We start from the raw sequence: 20,040 nt of genomic DNA, 5'->3' as shown, positions 1-20,040 counted from the left end.
AGACAGCATCCTGTTGATCGACTAGCCTGGTCGGGCAATGCGGCCCGACGGGCACCGAGGATTTCGTTGCTGCCCCCACCCGCGTGGAAATCACGTGTGCCCAGGCGGGGAGAATCGGTGTTCCGCACCAGTGTCCACGAGCTGCTTGAAGCCGTCCGAAACGGCGACGCGAGCGTTACGCACCAGCTGGCGAGGCAAGGCGATGACGCAGGCATCCCGGCCGAGTTGCTCGCGGCGTTCTTAGGCGACCTCGAGACCGCGGCGCTGGGCAATGTCGATGTGATCGTCAATCACCGGCTGCCCAACAGCCCTAAGCACGTAAGTCTCGTCCTGTCCGGACGCGACCCCCACGCGGACAAGCCAAACTTCGTGCTCGTCGATCTCGCTGACGCGCAGAACGCGCGCTCCGCGCCTGACCAGCTGCTCGAAGACGACGACCAACTGGTCCTGCACCCTGGAACCCGTGTTCAGCAGGCTCGCGACTACCTGGCGGACACCACACCGGATCTGCCGTCGAACGCGTTGCACGCGGTGGCTTATGTCGATGCAGGCACCGACGGCCACTGGATCGAGGACTACCCGCGTTCTCCGGCCGTCCGGGTGTATTCCCGAGATGACCAGGCGGATCTTCAGTACCACCTGCGGTCTCTTCTCAATACCTCCGCAGCGCGGGAAGACACCAAGAAAGCCGGCGACGAGTTCGAACGAGCACAGCACACCGATCTGTACCTTTTCCGGTCGCAACCCGTGGGCAAGCGGTTCCAACGGACCTTGCGGACGGCCTTTGTCCTGCTCGACGAGCAACAGGTCGCCTACCAACGGGTACTCGGAGTCGTTCACCGTGCGCACGCGGGAGGACGTCGTACCGCGGTGATCGTCATGGGCGGACCTGGAACGGGGAAGAGCGCCGTCGCACTGGCGCTGAAAAATGAGCTCGAGGCCGAGGGGCTGACAGTCGAGCACGCAACCGGCTCAAGGTCGTTCACCAACACCCTGCGCTCGTTCAGTGGCACCAGGTCTAGCCGCAAGAACAACGGCTTCAATTTCTTCAACAGCTACATGAGCAGCGGTCAGAGCTTCGACGCCCTGATCTGCGACGAGGCGCACCGCATCCGGGAAAAAAGCTACACACGGTTCGCCACTAAAGAACAGCGCGCGGTCGCCCGGCGACAGATCGACGAACTTCTCGCCGCCGCTCGGGTTCCGATTTTCCTTCTCGACGAGAACCAGCAGGTACGGCCGAACGAGATCGGCTCTCGGGCGACGATCGAAGCCTCTGCCCGCGAACACGGCTACGCAGTCGAGGTACTCCATCTAGGCGGCCAATTCCGTTGCGGTGGCTCGGACGCGTTCGAGCACTGGGCCTCGCGCCTGCTCGGGCTGCATCCCCTCCCACCGGTCAAGTGGAGCAGCGTCGCCCTGCCTGACGACCGCTTCGAGGTGGCGAGCGCCGCCGACCCGGTCTCGCTTGAAGCTTGGCTGGCCGAACATCAGAGTACTCACCCGGGGACGACCGCTCGGATCGCGGCGGGGTTCTGCTGGCCATGGAGCGATCCAGTCGATGTCGACGGTGAGCGCCGTCTGGTCGACGACGTCCAGATCGGCGACTGGAAGCGGCCGTGGAACGCGAAGCCGGACGTCCGAAACCCGGTTCCGGGCATTCCCGCATCGCACTACTGGGCGACGGATCCCCGCGGATTCAGCCAGGTTGGATGCGTCTACACGGCGCAGGGGTTCGAGTACGACTGGGCAGGCTTGATCTTCGGGCCTGACCTCGTGCGCCGGAACGACCGCTGGGTTTCGTTCAAGGGCGGATCGGCCGACATGGAGATCCGCAAAAAGTCCACTGACGAGCAGTTCCACCGGCTCGTCGCCCAAGCGTACAAAGTGTTGCTGACCCGCGGGATGGACGGCGCGTGTCTCTACTCGACCGATCCGGAAACGCAGGAATTCCTCGAGACGATGACAGGATGACCGAGCACCAGCGGAGTTCCCGGCCCCTCGTTGTCGGCACTCCTCAGCTCCTCCGCACTTGCTTTGCTCTGCTGCGCGAGACCGACGAGCCGGTTTCGCTCGTTGACCTGCGCACACAGCTTGGGTCCGACCCCGGGTCGGCACTCGTTGAGCAGACCGCTAAAGCAGTGACCATAGGCTGGCTCAACTCGGCGGGAGGATTTTCCCTCACCGACGCCGGCGAACTCGCGTTCGAAGGATTACCGGGCGACCGGCTGAACGAGGAACTGGAGAACCGATACTCGGAAGCACACGCGAATCGCATCGAGTCCCTCTCGAGTCTGCCTGAGCACCAACGCAAGGTGCTCTTGGCTGTCTATGCGATCGACCCTGGTTTCTGGAGTTCCCAGGAGGACGTGGCGAGCGCCGCCGGGTACTCCGCCGCCGAGGTCTCGACCCTGCTCGCTACGAAAGGACCGGTCGGCGCGCACCGCGTTCTCCGTGAAGACGGTTCCCCGCCGGACGATTCCCAGCGGCATCCTCGGTACCGAGGCGCGGTTCTCCGCGATCGGCTGACCTCCGAAGGAATCGTCTTCGATGGCCAGGGACGCGCGACACAAGCTTGTCGCAGGTCCGCCGCGGACCTGCGAGCGCAGAGCACCGAAGACATCGTTTCGCTTAAGCCCAGGGTGCGGCGCGCCTGGTTCGTGCGGGATGCCGACCCGGGAGAACGCTGGGTCGACCGCTGGCTGGCTGAAGGGTTTGTCTCGCTTCCTTCGGCTGGTCTCCGCTTGCTCTCCCTTCCTGTTTCGTCCGACAAGCTGGACGCCGCGATCGAAGAAGACTTCCGGCACGAGTCCTACAGCGCGCGCAGTTCCCGGTTCGCGGTATTCGACGACTTTCTCAACCGGATGCAGCCCGCGGACTACCTGATCACGTTGCGCGGAGACGCGGTGCATTTCGGGCGCATCGACTCCGCCCCGAGTTTCCTCAGCAAAGATCTGAGCGCCGCGATGCGCAGGTTCGCCTCGTGGGAACGGATCGATCCACAGCCACGAACGACGCACCTTCCCGCTTCGCTGCAAGCCAAGCTCCGAAGTTCGTCAATGGTCACCGAACTGACCGAAGACATCCCGCTCATCGAGCAGTTCCTCCGGGATGCCCAGGTCACGCTCAGCTCACCGGTGACTGCTCCTCAGCGCAAGCTGGCCTTTCCGCCGATCACGCAGAAGCAGGCAGACGAAATCCTCGTCGACCATGACTGGCTCACTCGGCAAGCAGAGCTGTTGTGGGACCACAAGCAGCTGATTCTTCACGGGCCACCGGGCACGGGGAAGACCTTCCTCGCTCGCAAGCTCGCGCTGATGGTAGCTGCTCCGAAGGCGGTCAAACTCGTCCAGTTCCACCCCTCCTACACCTACGAAGATTTCTTCGAGGGGTTCCGGCCGGTGCAGGACAAAGACGGCAAGGTCGCCTTCGGGCTTCACCCTGGCCCCTTCCGAAAGCTGGTCGACGACGCGAGGAAACAGCCCGCCGATCCGCATATCTTGATCATCGATGAGATCAACCGCGCGAACCTCGCCAAGGTCTTCGGCGAACTCTATTTCCTCTTGGAGTACCGGGACGAACTCATCAGCCTCCTGTACTCGCCAGACGGAGAGTTCACTCTTCCCGAGAACATCTTCGTGATCGGAACGATGAACACTGTCGACCGTTCAATCGCGAGCGTCGATGCCGCGATCCGACGGCGGTTCGCCTTCACTGAAATGCATCCCTCTTTCGCTCCGACTTCCGGTTTGCTGCGACGATGGCTGGACGAGCATCGAAAAGACACTTCCGCTGCGGAGCACAATCTGGATGCTCCCGAGGTACTCGCTGAGCTGAACAGGCAGATCGGCAACCGCGAACTGGCGATCGGTCCGTCGTTTCTGATGCGTCCCTCGATCTACAGCCGCCCGGACGGGCTGCAGCGGACCTGGGACGCGGCGATCGCTCCGCTCCTGGCCGAGTACCTCGTCTCGGCCGGCGGAGGGCCGACCCTGCAATCGGTACGCGCGGCACTCGCCTCGACCACAGAATGAAGCCCGATCCGCTGGAGATCCCCGAAAATGGATCAGCCGTGGAAGTCCTCAGCGCCCCGCAGTTGAGCGCCCTCCGAGCTTGCAGGTTCGTCGACGTGACACCAACACGCTCCGGCGCGGACGAATGGCAGGTCACCGGCCGACGAGGCTGGGTAGGCGTGTTCGACGCGGGCGGCCGGACCGTCCGATTGAACCCGAAAATTCCCATCTCTCGCGTGTTGTTCCTCGCCGGGTACGCACGACCAGGAAACTGGCACGACGACGCTGTCGAGGCAGCAGCCGCGGAGGGGCTTGTCCCCGTCGTTGCGAACTCGCTGTGGCGCCTGGCGCGCACCGCGTTCAAGACCGGCATCCTTCGCGGGTACCAGGAAGTGACCGAAACCACAACGACCATGCGAGGACGGCTCCGCCCGACAGCTCAGTTCCGAAAGCACTATGACCAGGCTCTTCCGGTAGAAGTCTCCTATGACGACTACACCGTGGACATCCCGGAGAACCAGATCGCCCTCGCGGCGATCACCCGCATGCTGGCGCTTCCGGACCTCGACAGTCAATCCGAACACCAGCTCGAAGCGCTCAGCAGGCTTTTCGTGGACGTCTCTCAGCTCCGGCCGCTCGGCCCTCGACCACGGTGGCAAGCGACCAGGCTGAACGAGCACTACCACTCATTGCTCGGCCTGTGCGAGTTCCTTCTCGACGCCTGGTCGCCGGAGCTCGGCGGCGGGAACGTGCCGGTAAACGGCTTCGTGTTCAACCTTGAGACGGTGTTCGAGGATTTTGTGACGAAAGCGCTGATCGAAGCGCTGTCCAGACGCATCTCCGGCAGGGGGGTACCTCAGCAAGAGTGGCATCTGGACGACGAGCGAACCATCACGATGCATCCGGACCTCGTCTGGCTGGACGGCGATACACCGGTGACAGTGATCGACGCCAAATACTCCGGACGGCATAAAAATGACAATCTCTACCAGCTTCTGACCTACTGCGCCGCACTGGATGTCCGCAGCGGCCACCTCGTCTACGCCAAAGGGAAGAACGAGGTCAACCAGCTCAGAGCGGGGAAAACCGACCTCTACCGACATTCGCTGGACCTGACGAGCGACCGCGAAGAGTTATTGGCGCAGATCGACCGCGTCGCCGAACGGATCGCTGGAGCAGTTCAGCGAACTGCCTGAGCCCGCGACCGGCCGCCGTTCACTTACTCGCCCAGCTGAGTTCATCCACTCGCCGAGTCCGATTTCGGCAACCGAGTCCGGACCGTTTCCGGATCGCGAAACGGCCAGCGCCTGGACCGCAGTGAGCTGCGCGGAGTCACCCGTTCGCCGTAAGCAAGGCCGGGTTTCCTTTACCCACCGTGGTTATTTTCGGAGGGAATCCCGTCTCGACCAGGTGGGGCCGCCCCCGGGAGAGTCCCCAGCGGGAGGCTCGCATCCGCTTGGATAGCCTGCGGGGCGTGGTCGACCTCGAATCCGTTGCCGCCGAATCGGCGTCTCCGACAGCCATCGGCAAGAGCCAAGCCGGTCGTCGGGCGCGGTTGCTCGCTGCGGTTTTCGGAATCGCCGGCGCGATCCTCGCGATCGCGGTCCCGTTCCTGCCCGTCACGCTCGAGCAAACCACGCTCGACTGGCCGACCGCCCAGGGCACCAGAGCCGTGACCGCCCCGCTGACCGCGCAGGCGCCGATCTCGCTCGACGCGAAGGTCCCGTGCACGACCGCGCGGGCGCTCGACGCGCGTACCGACGGCAACGCCGTGCTGTTCAGCACCAACCCGCCGAACTCCGGCATCGGCGTTGTCACCGGGATGGCCCTGCAGGTCGCCAACGGTCAGCTCACGCTCTCCTCGCAGGGCCAGCAGCTCGGCTCGGCCCCGGTCGGCGACGGCGATTGCACGATCACCGTGCACACCGACGCGAAGCGCACCACGGCGTCCGTCGGCGGGGACCGGATCGCGGACGTCACCGACGACCACCGGCCGCAGGTCACCGGCTTCTACTCGGACCTCACCAATCAGGACGACACGCACGGGCTCTCGGTCTCCGCGCAGGTCGACAACCGCTGGGCCAGCACCGCGACCGGCATCAAACTCGCCGCCATCGTGCTGTCGGTGCTGTGCTTCATCGGCGCGGTGCTCGCGCTGTACCGCCTGGACCGGCTCTCCGGCCGACGCGCGCCCAGGCTGGCCGCGCGCGGCTGGTGGAAGCTGAAATTCCTCGACATAGCCGTGCTCGGCACGCTCGCCCTCTGGTGGCTGATCGGCGCGATGACCGCCGACGACGGCTACTTCACGACCATGGCGCGCGTCCGCGGCGACGCCGGGTACATCGGCGAGTACTACCGATGGTTCGCCGCGCCGGACGCGCCGATGGCGTGGTTTGTCGATGTCTACGCGGCGATGGCCAAGGTCAGTTCGCTCACGCCGTGGATGCGGCTGCCGTCGCTGTTGATGGGCGTCGCCTGCTGGATGCTGATCAGCCGCGGCGTGCTGCCGCGGCTCGGCAAGCAGGTGCGGACCAGCAGTGCGGCCGGCTGGGCGGCGGGCGCGGTCTTCCTCGCCTTCTGGCTGCCCTACGACAACGGCCTGCGCCCGGAGAACCTGGTCGCGCTGCTGTCGCTGATCTCGATCTGCTGTGTCGAACGCGCGGTGGCGACCCGGCGGCTGGGTCCGGCGGCGATCGGGCTGACCGTCGCGGCGCTGTGTGTCTCGGTCAACCCGCACGGGCTGATGGCCGTGCTGCCGTTCGTGGTCGGGCTGAAGCCGCTGGCGAAGATCGTGCTGCGGCACGCCCGCCAGTTCGGCTGGGTGCCGGTGCTCGCGCCGATCGCCGCCGCCGGACTGGTGATCCTCGCGTTGATCTTCTGCGACCAGACTCTGCGCGGCGCGCTGGAATCGGTGCGGCTGCGGTCGTCGCTCGGACCGACCGGTTCCTGGTACGACGAACTCGACCGGTACTCGATGCTGTTCAGCAACGGCCCGGACGGCTCCATGACGCGCCGGTTCCCGGTACTGTTGATCTTCCTGTGCCTGGCGACCTGCGCGGTCGTGCTGCTGCGACGCGGGAACATCCGCGGCGCCGCGCTCGGCCCGAGCCGCCGCCTTCTCGGCATCAGCGCACTGTCCTTTGTGGTCTTGGCAGTGGCTCCGACCAAGCACACGCACCACTTCGGCATGCTGGTCGCGGTCGGCGGTCCGCTCGCCGCGCTCACCGCGTTGTCGACGAGCACGACGGTGTTGCTGTCGCGCCGCAACCGCGCGGCGTTCTTCGCCGGGCTGATGGTGATCGTCGCGCTGGCCTCCACCGGGCCGAACGCCTGGTGGTACGTCTCGGCCTGGGGCGTGCCGTGGTTCGACCTGCCTCCGCAGGTATTCGGCATCAAGCTGAGCACGATGGCGCTCGTGGCGGCGGCGGTCGCGCTGGCGATCGCGGCGATCGAGCACATGAAGCACAACGAGCACGAACCGTTCGTCCCGCCCGCGCCGGTGGCGAAGTCCGATCTGGAAAACCGCGGCCGGGCGCTGCGGCTCGGGCTCGCGCCGCTGTCGACGGTGTGCGCGATTCTGGTGCTGTTCGAGATCGGCAGCATCGCCAAGGGCATCCAAAAGCGCTGGGACACCTACAACATGGGTGCCGACAACATCCGCCAGCTGGCCGGGCAAAGCTGCGGGCTGTCCGACTACATCAAGGTCGAGCGCGACCCGAAGGCCGGACTGCTGGAAGCCGCGCCGCAACAGCCGCAGAACGCCGCGCCCGGCTGGACGGTGCCCGCCGACGCCGACCGCGGGACCACCCCGAAGGACTGGCTGGCCAGCACCCAGAAGGGCTTCGTCACCAACGGCGGACTGCCGACCGAAAACGCCGACAGCTGGAACCCGCCGTACCAGTTCGGCAAGGGCAACGCACCGATCTGGGGCAGCTACCACAAGTCCGGCGACGGCGCGGGCGACCTGCGCACGCAGTGGTACTCGATCCCGGAACGGGCGCGTGACGGCTCGGTGCCGATCGTGGTCGCCCTCGCGGGCAAGGCCGACGACCCGAACTCGCTGACCGCGGAATTCGGCAAGAACACCCCCGCCGGGTTCCAGGTGCTCAACCGCGAGCAGCTCGACGCGAAGAAGAAGGACACCAACTGGCGCGACGCGCGGGTCAGCGTGCCCGAGGGCGCGGACCAGGTGCGGCTCGTGGCGAAGGGCCGCGGGCTCGGCAGCGACGGCTGGGTCGCGTTCAGCGCGCCGCGGGCGCCGAAGATCGCGAAGATGACCGATGTCGTCGGGCAGGACCCGGTATTCCTGGAGTGGGCCGCCGCCGCGCAGCACCCGTGCCTGCGCCCGTCGTCGATCCACAACGGAATCGCCGAGGTGCCGAAGTACCGGATCAGCGCGGGCGACGACCTGCGCACGGTCGGCAAGTACTGGTCCTCGCCGGCTGGCGGCGGGTCGTTCGTGTGGATGAACGTGGCCACCCAGATGCAGGCGCTGCCGACGTACCTGGAAGGCGACGTCGACCGAGACTGGGGCACGTTGTACGAGGTGGCCCCCGAGGTTTCGAACGCACTCCCGGCTTCGGCCGCGCTGCACCAGCAGTCAGTGACGCACTCCGGAATCTGGTCGCCAGGCCCGCTGGCCAAACCCGCCAACCCAACCGGCGAGTCATAAAGCCGACGCGCTGTGAGGGGAACCCTGAGGGCCTCTGATTCCCCCAGGGTTCCCCTCACAGCCCTAAATCCGGCACCCGCGCACCCAACGAAACCAAGCAGCCAGCCCCCACCCTGCACCCCGATACGAAGCCTCCCTGCGGTCTGGGGGTGCTTGTCAAGGCATCTTTCCCGCCTTGACAAGCACCCCCAGACCGTCAGCACAATCAGGCTTCGGGGTGCCCCACGCAACGCATCGATGCGCAATGTCGCCGCCAGGCGACGAGCCGCCCCCGCTACCGAACAAACTGCTCGTTCATGATCAAAAACGCCCCCAACCCATGGAAGTCATTCGTCAACCGCTTCCGCCCGAAGTAAAACTTCAGATCCCCAACATTCGTCCCCTCGCAAATATCGGCAAGATTCGTCAGCCCATCCGCCCCCACAGACACCTTCTGCAACACCCCCGCATACCCGCGCTGCGCGACCGAGGCATAAGAAGCAGGCAAATACCCCCGCTCAACCCCCCGGGAAACGGTAAACGCGTACATCGACGACGCAGACGTCTCCAGCCAGTTCCCGTCGTCCCCGCCGTGATCGACCACCTGATACCACCGGCCGGTCCGCGGATCCTGGAACCGGCGATACCCCTCCGCGAGGAACTGGACGATCCCGACCAGTTCCGCCCGTCGCGGATGGTCGGCGGGCAGCACCTCGAGGATGTCGATCGCCGCCATCCCGAACCAGCCGATCGCGCGGGCCCAGTGGAAGCTGGAGTGCTTGCCGGGACCGGTCGCCCACGGCTGGGTGCCGCTTTCGTCGTAGGCGTGGTAGATCAGGCCCTTCGCGGGCTCCTTGAGGTGTCCGAAGTAGACGGAGAGATTCTTGGCGGCTTCCTCATAGCAGTACGCCGGATCGTGGAAAACCTTGCCGTACAACGCGAGGAACGGCTGCGCCATGTACACCCCGTCGCCCCACAGCTGGTGCTGACGGCTGACCGCGTGCCACATGCCGCCGTCGCTCGTGCGCGGGTAGGTCTCGAAGCGTTTGCGCAGCTGGTCGGCGGCCTTGCGGTACTTGGCGTTGCCGGTTTCGTTGTACAGCAACGGAAGCATCTGACAAGCGCGCATCGAGTCGAGGCTGCTGAAGCTGTTGGAAATGCCGTCGTCGGTGATGAACCGGTCGTACCAGGCGACGATGTAGTCGAGATATTGGCGTTCCTTGGTGCGCCGGTAGAAGAGGTACTGGCCGTAGAAGTAGAGGCCGAGCGGATAGCTCCAGCCGCCGATGGACGCCGGGGTGTAGCGCTTCATGGTGGAGTCGATGACGGCGCGGGACCAGTCGCGCGCCCCCACCGCCGCCGCGGCCCCGGGCAGCGCGAGCGCGCCGAGCGCCGCCGCGGTCCCGGTGAGCACCGATCTTCTCGAGAGGGACATGCGGTGTCCTTCCTGCTGTCGGCGGCGGCGGGAAAGAGGTGTCGAACGACCTCTACTCGCCGGTGGAGCGGTCCGGCAAGGAACTTGTCCGAGACATCGCTGGATAGGCGCAGCGGGCCCTCCGGTCAGCGGGAACCCGTCCGCAATGGACACCCGAGCCGGGCGATTAGCCGATATGTCGACGAAGACTGGACGGTTCCGGCCAAACGGGGCGCGCCGACACGGTGCCGCCGTCCGGGTAGGAGGGCTCGACAGCGATACCCTGACCGGCGTGGGTATCTCGGCGTGGATCTGGTTCGTCATCGCCGCCGTCGCGCTGGTGGCGGGGCTCGGCCTGCTCTTCGCGGACCGGGCCAGGGAAGGCTCGCGCAACCGTGAGCGGCAGCGCTGGGCCCAGTTGCGCGGCTGGCAGTTCGTGGAAGAGGACGAACGGCTGCCCCGGCAGTGGTCGGGGGGCGCGATCGGCTACTTCGGCGCCGACGCGGCGGTGAACGTCGTCGCGGGCTCCACCTTCACCTCCGACGGCCGCCGTCCGGTGTTCATCTTCGACATCGAATCCCAGGGCCAGGTGCCCGCGGTGGTCGTGGCCGTGCGCTGCAACAAGACGCACCGGGTGCCGGTCGAGATGTGGCTGTCGAGCGTGCCGTTCCAGCGCGAGAACATGCCGGAGATGCTCGGCCCGATCGGCCAGCGCTACGCCTTCGCGGACGACTCCGAGGGGGCGCGCCAGGTCATCACCCAGGACCTGGTCGACGCGGCCGACCAGCTGGGCGGCGACGTCGGAGTGGCCTGGCTGGAGAACGAGTGGGTGCTGGCGAGCGTCGTGCCGGGGGCCGGGCCGTCGCGGCTTGAGCGGCTGCTGCGGGATCTGGGCGAGATCGCCGACATCGTGGACCCGTTCGACGAGGACTACGACTCGAACCGCACGTGGACGCCGTCGGCGGGCACCCCCGTCGCGCCGACGACCAGCGCTCCGTCACCGGCGGACACCCAGGCGACGCGTCCGGTCGACACCCGCGCGGTGGACACGACGGCTCCTTCGCCGGCCGACACGCGGGCTACGGAGCGGCAGCCTTCGCCGCCCGCGCCGCGGACTCCGCCGGGCAGGGGCGAAGTTCCGCCGCCTCGGCCGGTGGAATCGGAGCGCGGCGAAGACGCCACCTCCTGAGACACGGGAACCGCCCGGTCGCGCTTCAGCGGCCGGGCGGTTTTTTGTTCGGCAGGTGTTCTGCCAGGGTGACGCGGTGCTGCTGAGATGGATCCGCGAGGTCGCGGACGAGCCGCTGCTCATCGACCCGGCCGCGAGAAACCTCGAGGACCGGGAGAACACCTGGTCGCTCTCGATGCCGGACGAGGAACACGGTCCGGTATCGGCGGAAGAGATCGTTGCCGCGTTCGAGGAATGCGCCTCGGTCCTGCGCGAGCGGGTCCTTTCGCTGGATTACGACGGGCCCGCGACGTTCTATGTCTGGCACGACCGGCAGGCCGGGCAGCTGAGATGCTCGACCACCTCGCGGCCGAGCGATGAACTGCCCTTCGGGGCACGGGTCGAACTCGATGTCCCGCTGGCCGCCATCGCCGAAGAGTTTCTCAACGATGAATCTCCAGGCCAGGTGTCGTGGGACGATCTTCGTCCGGGATCGGACGACCACGCCGCGGAAACGCACTTCGCAGTTCGCGTCTGGACCGCCGACCTTGGCAAGACGCAGTGAAGGCCTCCCCGCGAAACTCCGCAAGGAGGCCTTCATCAATCGCTGTCAGACCCTAGACACCTTCAACGTGTCACCGGTCTCCAGCTCCGGCAGGTCCACCCGCACGGTGTCCCCGTCCCGGACCTCACCCGACAGCAACTGCTTCGCCAGCTGATCCCCGATCGCCGACTGCACCAGCCGACGCAGCGGCCGGGCGCCGTAGATCGGGTCGAAGCCGTTCAACGCCAGCCATTCCCGGGCGCCGTCGGTCACCTCGAGGTGCAACCGGCGCTGGGCGAGGCGCTTCGCGAGCCGCGCGACCTGAATGTCCACAATGGACGTCAGCTGCTCGGTGCCGAGCGCGTGGAACACCACGATGTCGTCCAGCCGGTTCAGGAACTCCGGCTTGAACTGCCGTTGGACGACCTCCATCACCGCGTCGCGGCGCTGGCGTTCGTCGAGCGCCGGGTCCGCGATCGCCTGCGAGCCGAGGTTCGACGTCAGGATCAGGATGGTGTTGCGGAAGTCCACCGTCCGGCCCTGGCCGTCGGTCAGCCGTCCGTCGTCGAGGACCTGCAGGAGCACGTCGAACACGTCCGGGTGCGCCTTTTCGACCTCGTCCAGCAGCACCACCGTGTACGGACGGCGCCGGACAGCCTCGGTCAACTGGCCGCCCTGGTCGTAGCCGACGTAACCCGGGGGAGCACCGACCAGGCGGGCCACCGAGTGCTTCTCGGAGTACTCGCTCATGTCGATGCGCTGCATCGCGCGCTCGTCGTCGAACAGGAACTCCGCCAGCGCCTTCGCCAGCTCGGTTTTGCCGACGCCGGTCGGGCCGAGGAACAGGAACGAGCCGGTCGGCCGGTCCGGGTCCGCGACGCCGGCCCGTGCCCGGCGCACCGCGTCGGAGACGACCTGGACTGCCTGGTCCTGACCGATGACGCGGCGGTTCAGCTCCTCCTCCATCCGGAGCAGCTTGCCCGTCTCGCCTTCCAGCAGGCGCCCGGCGGGGATGCCGGTCCACGCGCTGACCACGTCGGCGACGTCGTCCGCGCCCACCTCTTCCTTCAGCATGACGTTCTGCTTGCTGGCCTCGTTCGCGGCCATCGCGGCCTCGAACTCCTTCTCCAGCACCGGAATCCGGCCGTACCGCAGTTCGGCGGCCTTGCCCAGGTCGCCGTCGCGTTCGGCGCGTTCCGATTCGCCGCGCAGTTGCTCCAGTTGCTCCTTCAGCTCACGGACGGTCTCGATCGAGCCCTTCTCGTTCTGCCAACGCGCAGTCAGCGCAGTGAGTTCCTCGCGCTTCTCCGCCAGTTCGGCACGAAGAGCGGTCAGCCGTTCCAAGGAGGCCGCATCGTCCTCTTTGGACAGTGCCATCTCCTCGATCTCCATGCGCCGCACGGCCCGCTCGACCTCGTCGATCTCCACCGGACGCGAGTCGATCTCCATGCGGATCTTCGACGCGGCCTCGTCGACCAGGTCGATCGCCTTGTCCGGCAGGAACCGCGCGGTGATATAGCGGTCCGACAGCGTCGCGGCGGCGACCAGTGCGGCGTCCGTGATCCGGACCCCGTGGTGCACCTCGTAACGCTCCTTCAGACCGCGCAGGATCGCGATGGTGTCCTCCGGCGACGGCTCGCCGACCAGCACCTGCTGGAAACGGCGTTCCAGCGCCGGGTCCTTCTCGATGTGCTGGCGGTATTCGTCGAGCGTGGTCGCGCCGACCATGCGCAGCTCGCCACGAGCCAGCATCGGCTTGATCATGTTGCCCGCGTCCATCGCGCCCTCGCCGGTCGCGCCCGCGCCGACGATGGTGTGCAGCTCGTCGATGAACGTGATGACCTCGCCCGCGGAGTCGGTGATCTCCTTGAGCACAGCCTTCAACCGCTCTTCGAACTCGCCGCGGAACTTCGCGCCGGCCACCATCGACCCGAGGTCGAGTGCGACAACTCGCTTGCCCCGCAACGATTCCGGCACGTCGCCCGCGACGATCCGCTGGGCGAGGCCCTCGACGATCGCCGTCTTGCCGACGCCCGGTTCGCCGATCAGCACCGGGTTGTTCTTGGTGCGCCGGGAAAGCACCTGCACGACGCGGCGGATCTCGGTGTCGCGGCCGATGACCGGGTCGAGTTCGCCCGCGCGGGCGCGCTCGGTCAGGTCGACGCCGTACTTCTCCAGCGCCTTGAACGTGCTTTCGGGATCCGCGCTGGTGATGCGGGCCGACCCGCGCACCTTCGCGAACGCCTCGCGCAGCGCGTCCGGCGTTGCGCCGTGCCGCTTGAGCAGGTCCGCAACCTGGGCGCCTTCAGTGGCGAGCCCGACGAGCAGGTGCTCGGTCGACACGTACTCGTCGCCGAGTTCGGTGGCGAGCTTCTGCGCCTGCGTGAGCGATTTGACCGCGGGCGTGTCGAACTGCGGCGTCGACACGGTCGCGCCGGTCGCCGACGGCAACCCGTTGATGATCGGCTCGAGCTCCTTGTGCACGGTCTCCGGGTCCGCCCCGACCGCGGTCAGCAGCGGCGCGGTGGTCCCGTCACCCTGCGCCAGCAGGGCGCCCAGCACATGGGCGGCCGACACGTGCGGGTTGCCGGCCACGGTGGCCGCCTGCGCCGCGGACGAGATCGCCTGCTGGGTCTTCGTGGTCGGGTTGAAAGCGTCCATCCCTCACCTCATGCGTTCGTGGAAATACCTGGTGACAGGCCCGACCCAGGCCCGTCGACAGGTATAACGTCAGCAAAGTTGAGTCTGTTCCGCTCAACTCTGAATTGGTGCCACCGCGGCCGCGGGCAGCCTCGGTCCCAGCCTGCCGAGCCCGAGCGCCGCGAGGCAAGCGCAACCCCCGACCAGAACCCAGGGTAACCACGCCGCCACGGAAAACAACGACACGATCGCTGGAGCCAGCACCTGAGCCACAGTGAACGCGTATTGGAACGCGGCAAGGTAACGGCCCTTGGCTTCGGGCGGCGCGGCGGCCTCGGCGAGCGCGCCGGAGCGTGGACCGAACACCAGGTCACCGGCGGCGAACACGAGCGTGGCGGCGAGCAGATACGGCACCTGCCAGCTTCGCGGCACCAGCAGCACGCCGACGCTCGCCAGGCACCACGCGGCGAACAGCGCGGACCCGGCCCGCATCGCGCTGATCCGGGTGAGCCCGCGCGTGAGCCGCAGCGCGACCGTGCCGCCGGCGCTGGTCAGGACGGTCAGCAGGAACAGGATCGCCCCGGGCAGCCAGGTCGGCGCGTGCAGCCGGTCGAGCACGAACACCGGGGTGCCGATGAGGAAGAAATCGAGCGACAGCCCGAACAGCCCGCTCAGGAGGATCAACGTCAGGTACGGGCGGTTGCGCAACACCCCGCTTCTCACGCGGACCACGGGCGCGAACCGGCGGCCGGGCGGGATGAACATCGCGACGAGGCCCGCCGCGGCCAGGAAAGTCAGCACGTCCACGACCAGCGCGACGTTGTAGCCGCCGTCGCCGAACCAGGTCATCAATGCCGACGACATCAGCCCGCCGAGCCCGAATCCGCCCGCGCGCACCATTCCGACTTCGGCGAACGGCCGGTCCTTCGGCACGTCCCCGGCGACTTCGGAGATGAGCGCGAACAAGCAGCTGTAGAACAATTGTTGCCCGGCACCAAGAAGTATGGCGGCCACCACAACGCCGCCGATGCCGTGCGCGAACAAGTACGCACTGGTTCCGGCAGCCTGCAACAGTTGCGCCGCAAGAACTCCGACTCTCGGCCCAGCACGATCCACCAGCCGTCCGGCCAGCGGCGGCATGAGAAGCCCCGCCGTGGTGCCCAAAGTGACTGCCGTGCCCGCTTCGACGAGCGGGATTCCGATCACCCGCGTCACGTAAACCAGTGCGAGCGGAAGGAAAAGTCCGGAACCGAAGTTGTCGATCCCCATAGCCAGCAACATCGCGACCCTGCTTCGCGTCACATATTCGACGCTACCTCCGGGGAAGGGGGACGAGGCAGGGCCGGGAGGGCGCATCGCTCGGCGGCAAATGCCACTCCCAGTAGAAAGCTCGTGAGTGTCCGTCCCGGGCAGAACCGGGAAAACACTCACGAGCCTCTTTAGTCGACGCTGAGTGTTCCTTGGTGCCTAACGAACTCTCGCTCGACAGCTTCGCTCAGCTCGACATCGTGTTGTGCGGCCGCACCATCGCCGACCGTCATCGGCTCCGCGTGCGGCGTGTATCCGTGCGCAGACACCGTGAGCGTGTACGCGCCCGGTTCGATTCCCGTGAAGCGGTACGCGCCGTCGCCGCCCGCGATGTGCGTCGCGGTGACAATGCCCAGGCGGTCGGTGAGGGTCAGCACCGCGCCTGCGACGGCGGCGTGCCGACCAGCGACGCGTACGCGGCCCGAGATTGCACCTTGGCTGTCCAACAGCAAGTCGTGCCAACGCGCGTTGCCGTTAAGCCGCACGGTCGACACCGCGGGCCGCGTTGAGCCCGCCGTCGCGAGAAGGACGTGCTCGCCCACAGTGTCCGCCGACAGCTCGTACGCGCCGGTACGCCCCGTGCGCCCGACGTCGACCTGACGCCCCGCCATGTCGGTGAGCGTAAGCACGACACCGGACACTGGACGACCGCCCGCGTCGAGAACCCGGCCGCGCAACACGGAGGTCATCTCGACCGGAGCTTCGACCACAGAGACAGCCTCGACCGACACAGCAGCCGCAGTCGGCGCAGGCGCGTCCGCGTCGAGCGTCCGGCGCAGCGGCACCTCCTTGATGAACAGCACCGCGAGGAAGGTGACCACGGCGATGCAGCCCGCGACGAAAAACACCGTGCCGGTCGCGTCGCCGAAGGCCCCGCGCACCACCGGCTGCAACGTCGGCGGGAGCGACGAGATGGCGAACGTGCCACCGCCACCGGAAACCGCGCCGCCAGTGTGAATACCCATCTGCGACAGGGAGTTCGCGATGTTCGTGGCCACCCGGGCGGCCAGCACCGCACCGAGCGCGGACACGCCCGCCGCGCCGCCGAGCGACCGGAAGAACGTGACGACCGAGGACGACGAGCCGATGTCCTTCATCGCCACCGTGTTTTGGACTACCAAAACCAGGTTCTGCATCAGGAAGCCCAGCCCGAGGCCGATCAGCGCGAGGTAGACGCCCATCAGCGTCAGGTTCGTCGCGTGGTCCACCGTCGAGAGCAGGAACAGCCCGGCCAGCAGCGAAACCCCGCCCGCGACCATGAACGGCTTGGTGCGCCCGGTGCGGGAGATGACCTGCCCGGCTCCGGTCGAAGCGATCGCGAGACCGAGCACCATCGGCAGCGTCATCAGACCGGCGTGCGTCGGCGAGAATCCGCGCGCGATTTGGTAGTACTGCCCGAGGAACACCGAACCGCCGAACATCGCGGTGCCGACTGCCAGCGAGGCGAGCACCGACAGCGTGAAGGTGCGGTTGCGGAAGAGCCGCAGCGGAACCACCGGCTCCGCGACCCGGGATTCGACGAGAACCGCCAGCGCCAGCGCGACAATCGCGCCGCCGACGTACGCCGCGCTCGACCACGAAACCCAGCCGAAGCTGCCGCCCGCCAGCGAAACCCAGATCAGCAGCAGCGCGACGCCGCCGACCAGCAGGGTCGCGCCCAGCCAGTCGATCCGCACCTTGCGCTTGAGCACCGGGAGCTTCAGCGTCCGGCCGAGCACGATGAACGCGAGGACGGCCAGCGGCACGCACACCCAGAAACACCAGCGCCAGCCGAGCGGCGAGTCCACGATCAGCCCGCCGATCAACGGGCCGGAAACGGTCGCGACGGCGAACACCGCGCCGGTGTAACCGGTGTAGCGGCCGCGGTCGCGCGGCGCGATCATCGCCGCGATGACGACCTGGATCAGCGCCTGCAGCCCGCCGAGCCCGATGCCCTGCAGCGCGCGGTAGGCGATCAGTTCGGGCATCGACTGCGCGATCCCGCCCAGTGCCGAACCAACGGTGAAGACGACGATCGCGATTTGGTACAGCAGTTTCTTGCTGAACAGGTCCGAGAGCTTGCCCCAGATCGGGGTGGTCGCGGTCGACGTCAGCAGCGTCGCGGTGACGACCCAGGTGTACTCGCTCTGCGAACCGTGCAGGTCGGCGAGAATCGTCGGCAGCGCGTTGGACACGATGGTCGACGACAGCAACGCCACCAGCAGGGCCAGCAGCAGGCCGGTGAAGGCCTTGAGGATTTCCCGGTGCGTCATCGGCTGCCCGGATGCGGTGTTTTCCACTGTTCGCTACTTCACTTTCCCGCGTGGGGTGCGCCGGCGCAGTACCCGGACGGGCCGAGCGTCGCGCGCAGACCTTCGTTCAATTCGGCGAGCTGGGAGGTGAGGCCCTCGATCCGCGCCTCGTCCCAGCCGCCCAGTGCCGTCTCGAAAAACTCGAGGTACTGCTTCCGCCACAGCTCGAGCCGCTCGAGACCGGCCTCGGACACGCTGATCAGCGACGCGCGCCCGTCCTCGGGAGCGGGGCGGCGCTGGATCAGCCCGGCGGCCTGCAACTGGGCGATCTGCCTGCTGATCACCGACAGGTCGACGAGCCTGCGCTTGGCGACCTCCGACGGGCGGGCCTCGCCGTGTTTGGCGAGGTCGGACAGCAGCATCGCCGAGGCCGGGTGGAGCCCGGGCTCGTTCTGCCACGCCTGCATGATCCACAGGTGCTGGAGCTGGGCGGACGCCTTCAGCTCCCGCAGCAGTTCGAGCCGCACGTCGTCAGCTGGGCTCATCGTTCCTCCAGGGCCGGTGCCCACTTGCTTGTATTCTACAAGTTTAGCTGCCGAAGGTTGCGTAGGACAACTATCTAATCGGTGAGCTGCCCCACGTCCCGACCGGCCGGTAACCCGACCGGAGCAACGATGCGGGCATTCCGCCTCAGTGCGGCTACTCTGCGGACCAGACGCCCCGCGATGCCGACGCGGCGAGCACGTCGTGGACAACGAGGAGCAGGAGTGGCGAATTCCCCCGCGCGACGGCGCGAGCCGAATCCGACAATCTCGGCCGCCCTGCTCTCGTGACCGTTCCCTCCCAACCCCCTGGTCTCCGGTTCCGACCCATGAACGACGACAGCCCGATGACAGCCGATTCGATCAGCCCGCTCCCGCGGACCTCGGCCGCGCCCCGGCAGGCGCCCGCGGCCGTCGTCGCGATGGTGCAGCTCATCCGCGACACCTGGGCGAAATCGGAGCCGTATGCCCCGGAGATCTCGCAGTTCTTCTACGGGATGCTGTTCACCCTCGCGCCCGCCACGCGCGATTTCTTCCCGATCAACATGGAAGTGCAGGGCGGGCGGATCATCCGCGCGCTGGCCCGCGTCGTGCAGATGGTGGACCGGCCGGACGACCTGCTCCCGTTCCTGCGCCAGCTCGGCCGCGACCACCGCAAGTTCGGCGTGGCCCCGAAGCATTACGAGGCCGTCGGCACCGCGCTGCTGGCCGCGTTGAAAAACCACCTCGGCCCGGAGTGGACGCCGGAGGTCGAGCGCGCGTGGGCGGAGGCGTTCACCATCGTCGCGCGCGCGATGCAGGAGGCCGCGGCGGCGGACGAGAACCCGGCGTCGTGGTCGGCCACCGTGGTCGAGCACCGGCGGCTCACCTGGGATCTCGCGCTGGTGCGGGTGATCCCGGACCAGCCGGTGCCGTATTCGCCGGGCCAGTACATGAGCGTCGAGGTGCCGCAGCGGCCGCGGTTGTGGCGGTATCTGTCGCCGGCGAACGCGCCGCGCGAGGACGGCGGCATCGAATTCCACGTGCGCGCGGTCGACGGCGGCTGGGTGTCCCGGGCGATCGTGAGCCACACGCAGGCGGGCGACGTCTGGCGGCTCGGTCCGCCGCTGGGCCGGATGAACGTCAACCGCGAGCAGTCGCGCGGGGTGCTGATGGTCGCGGGCGGCACCGGGGTCGCGCCGCTGCGCGCGATTCTCGACCATCTCGCGCTGTGGGGCGAAAACCCGAAGACGCGGCTGTTCTACGGCGGTCCGACTCGCGAAGACCTCTACGACCTGGAAGAACTGCGCGCACTCGCCGCGACCAACCCGTGGCTCACCATCACCCCGGTCGTCGAACGCGGCGACCATCTGCCCGGGTGCGAGCACGGCACTCTCGCCGAGGCGGTCACGCGGTACGGCGCGTGGCCGGACCACGACATCCTGGTGTCCGGGTCTCCGGCGATGATCCGCGCGACGGTGTCCCGGATGCTGGTCGCGGGCAGTGCGCTGGACCAGATCCAGTACGACCCGTTCACCGCGGACTGAGCC

General features: G+C 67.4%; 12 protein-coding genes. 7 read left to right on the top strand and 5 right to left on the bottom strand.

Going from position 1 to position 20,040, the window contains the following annotated elements; translation table 11 throughout:
- Window positions 1-117: 117 nt before the first annotated feature.
- The 4 genes from ACZ7OI_RS03865 to ACZ7OI_RS03850 all read left to right on the top strand — a co-directional run bounded on the left by ACZ7OI_RS03865 (window position 118) and on the right by ACZ7OI_RS03850 (window position 8,685).
- Window positions 118-1,974, top strand: a complete 1,857-nt coding sequence (locus ACZ7OI_RS03865) for a DNA/RNA helicase domain-containing protein (protein WP_470262675.1) — start codon at window positions 118-120, stop codon at window positions 1,972-1,974.
- Window positions 1,971-4,034, top strand: a complete 2,064-nt coding sequence (locus ACZ7OI_RS03860; protein WP_470262674.1) for an McrB family protein — start codon at window positions 1,971-1,973, stop codon at window positions 4,032-4,034. The genes ACZ7OI_RS03865 and ACZ7OI_RS03860 overlap by 4 nt, the downstream gene beginning before the upstream one ends.
- Window positions 4,031-5,209: an McrC family protein gene (locus ACZ7OI_RS03855; protein ID WP_470262673.1), complete on the top strand. Its 1,179-nt coding sequence runs from the start codon at window positions 4,031-4,033 to the stop codon at window positions 5,207-5,209. Before ACZ7OI_RS03860 ends, ACZ7OI_RS03855 begins: the two co-directional genes overlap by 4 nt.
- Before the next feature lie 278 nt (window positions 5,210-5,487).
- On the top strand, window positions 5,488-8,685 hold the full coding sequence (locus ACZ7OI_RS03850; RefSeq protein ID WP_470262672.1) for an arabinosyltransferase domain-containing protein: 3,198 nt from the start codon (window positions 5,488-5,490) through the stop codon (window positions 8,683-8,685).
- A 274-nt stretch (window positions 8,686-8,959) separates the two neighbouring features.
- On the opposite strand, the gene ACZ7OI_RS03845 is transcribed toward ACZ7OI_RS03850, so the two are convergent.
- Entirely contained in the window at window positions 8,960-10,099 is a 1,140-nt protein-coding gene (locus ACZ7OI_RS03845; protein ID WP_470262671.1) for a glycoside hydrolase family 88/105 protein, read from the bottom strand.
- Between the two features lie 271 nt (window positions 10,100-10,370).
- Between ACZ7OI_RS03845 and ACZ7OI_RS03840 the strand changes: the two genes are divergently transcribed.
- Together ACZ7OI_RS03840 and ACZ7OI_RS03835 are read left to right on the top strand one after the other, a co-directional pair.
- Window positions 10,371-11,267: a hypothetical protein gene (locus ACZ7OI_RS03840; RefSeq protein ID WP_470262670.1), complete on the top strand. Its 897-nt coding sequence runs from the start codon at window positions 10,371-10,373 to the stop codon at window positions 11,265-11,267.
- 76 nt (window positions 11,268-11,343) lie between these two features.
- Complete coding sequence (locus ACZ7OI_RS03835) at window positions 11,344-11,811, top strand: hypothetical protein (RefSeq protein WP_470262669.1); 468 nt, start codon at window positions 11,344-11,346, stop codon at window positions 11,809-11,811.
- 45 nt (window positions 11,812-11,856) lie between these two features.
- Here the strand turns inward: ACZ7OI_RS03835 and clpB are convergent, their stop codons facing one another.
- The 4 genes from clpB to ACZ7OI_RS03815 all read right to left on the bottom strand — a co-directional run bounded on the left by clpB (window position 11,857) and on the right by ACZ7OI_RS03815 (window position 18,514).
- Entirely contained in the window at window positions 11,857-14,451 is a 2,595-nt protein-coding gene (gene clpB, locus ACZ7OI_RS03830; RefSeq protein WP_470262668.1) for an ATP-dependent chaperone ClpB, read from the bottom strand.
- Window positions 14,452-14,544: 93 nt separating this feature from the next.
- On the bottom strand, window positions 14,545-15,732 hold the full coding sequence (locus tag ACZ7OI_RS03825; protein WP_470262667.1) for an MFS transporter: 1,188 nt from the start codon (window positions 15,730-15,732) through the stop codon (window positions 14,545-14,547).
- A gap of 137 nt (window positions 15,733-15,869) precedes the next feature.
- Window positions 15,870-17,990 carry an MFS transporter gene (locus ACZ7OI_RS03820; protein WP_470263436.1) on the bottom strand — a complete coding sequence of 707 codons (2,121 nt, stop codon included), beginning with the start codon at window positions 17,988-17,990 and terminating at the stop codon, window positions 15,870-15,872.
- A 38-nt stretch (window positions 17,991-18,028) separates the two neighbouring features.
- Complete coding sequence (locus ACZ7OI_RS03815) at window positions 18,029-18,514, bottom strand: MarR family winged helix-turn-helix transcriptional regulator (protein ID WP_009085003.1); 486 nt, start codon at window positions 18,512-18,514, stop codon at window positions 18,029-18,031.
- 344 nt (window positions 18,515-18,858) lie between these two features.
- Between ACZ7OI_RS03815 and ACZ7OI_RS03810 the strand changes: the two genes are divergently transcribed.
- On the top strand, window positions 18,859-20,037 hold the full coding sequence (locus ACZ7OI_RS03810; RefSeq protein WP_470263435.1) for a globin domain-containing protein: 1,179 nt from the start codon (window positions 18,859-18,861) through the stop codon (window positions 20,035-20,037).
- Window positions 20,038-20,040 lie beyond the last annotated feature (3 nt).

This window comes from Amycolatopsis sp. NPDC114503 (assembly GCF_055633655.1).
This window is presented reverse-complemented; position numbering and strand designations above follow the sequence as displayed.

Excerpts from the sequence above, each read along its gene's own strand:
- ACZ7OI_RS03860 (WP_470262674.1), top strand. The coding sequence starts at position 1,971 with ATGACCGAGCACCAGCGGAGTTCCCGGCCCCTCGTTGTCGGCACTCCT.
- ACZ7OI_RS03855 (WP_470262673.1), top strand. The coding sequence starts at position 4,031 with ATGAAGCCCGATCCGCTGGAGATCCCCGAAAATGGATCAGCCGTGGAA.
- ACZ7OI_RS03845 (WP_470262671.1), bottom strand. The coding sequence starts at position 10,099 with ATGTCCCTCTCGAGAAGATCGGTGCTCACCGGGACCGCGGCGGCGCTC.
- clpB (WP_470262668.1), bottom strand. The coding sequence starts at position 14,451 with ATGGACGCTTTCAACCCGACCACGAAGACCCAGCAGGCGATCTCGTCC.
- ACZ7OI_RS03820 (WP_470263436.1), bottom strand. The coding sequence starts at position 17,990 with ATGACGCACCGGGAAATCCTCAAGGCCTTCACCGGCCTGCTGCTGGCC.
- ACZ7OI_RS03815 (WP_009085003.1), bottom strand. The coding sequence starts at position 18,514 with ATGAGCCCAGCTGACGACGTGCGGCTCGAACTGCTGCGGGAGCTGAAG.
- ACZ7OI_RS03810 (WP_470263435.1), top strand. The coding sequence starts at position 18,859 with ATGACAGCCGATTCGATCAGCCCGCTCCCGCGGACCTCGGCCGCGCCC.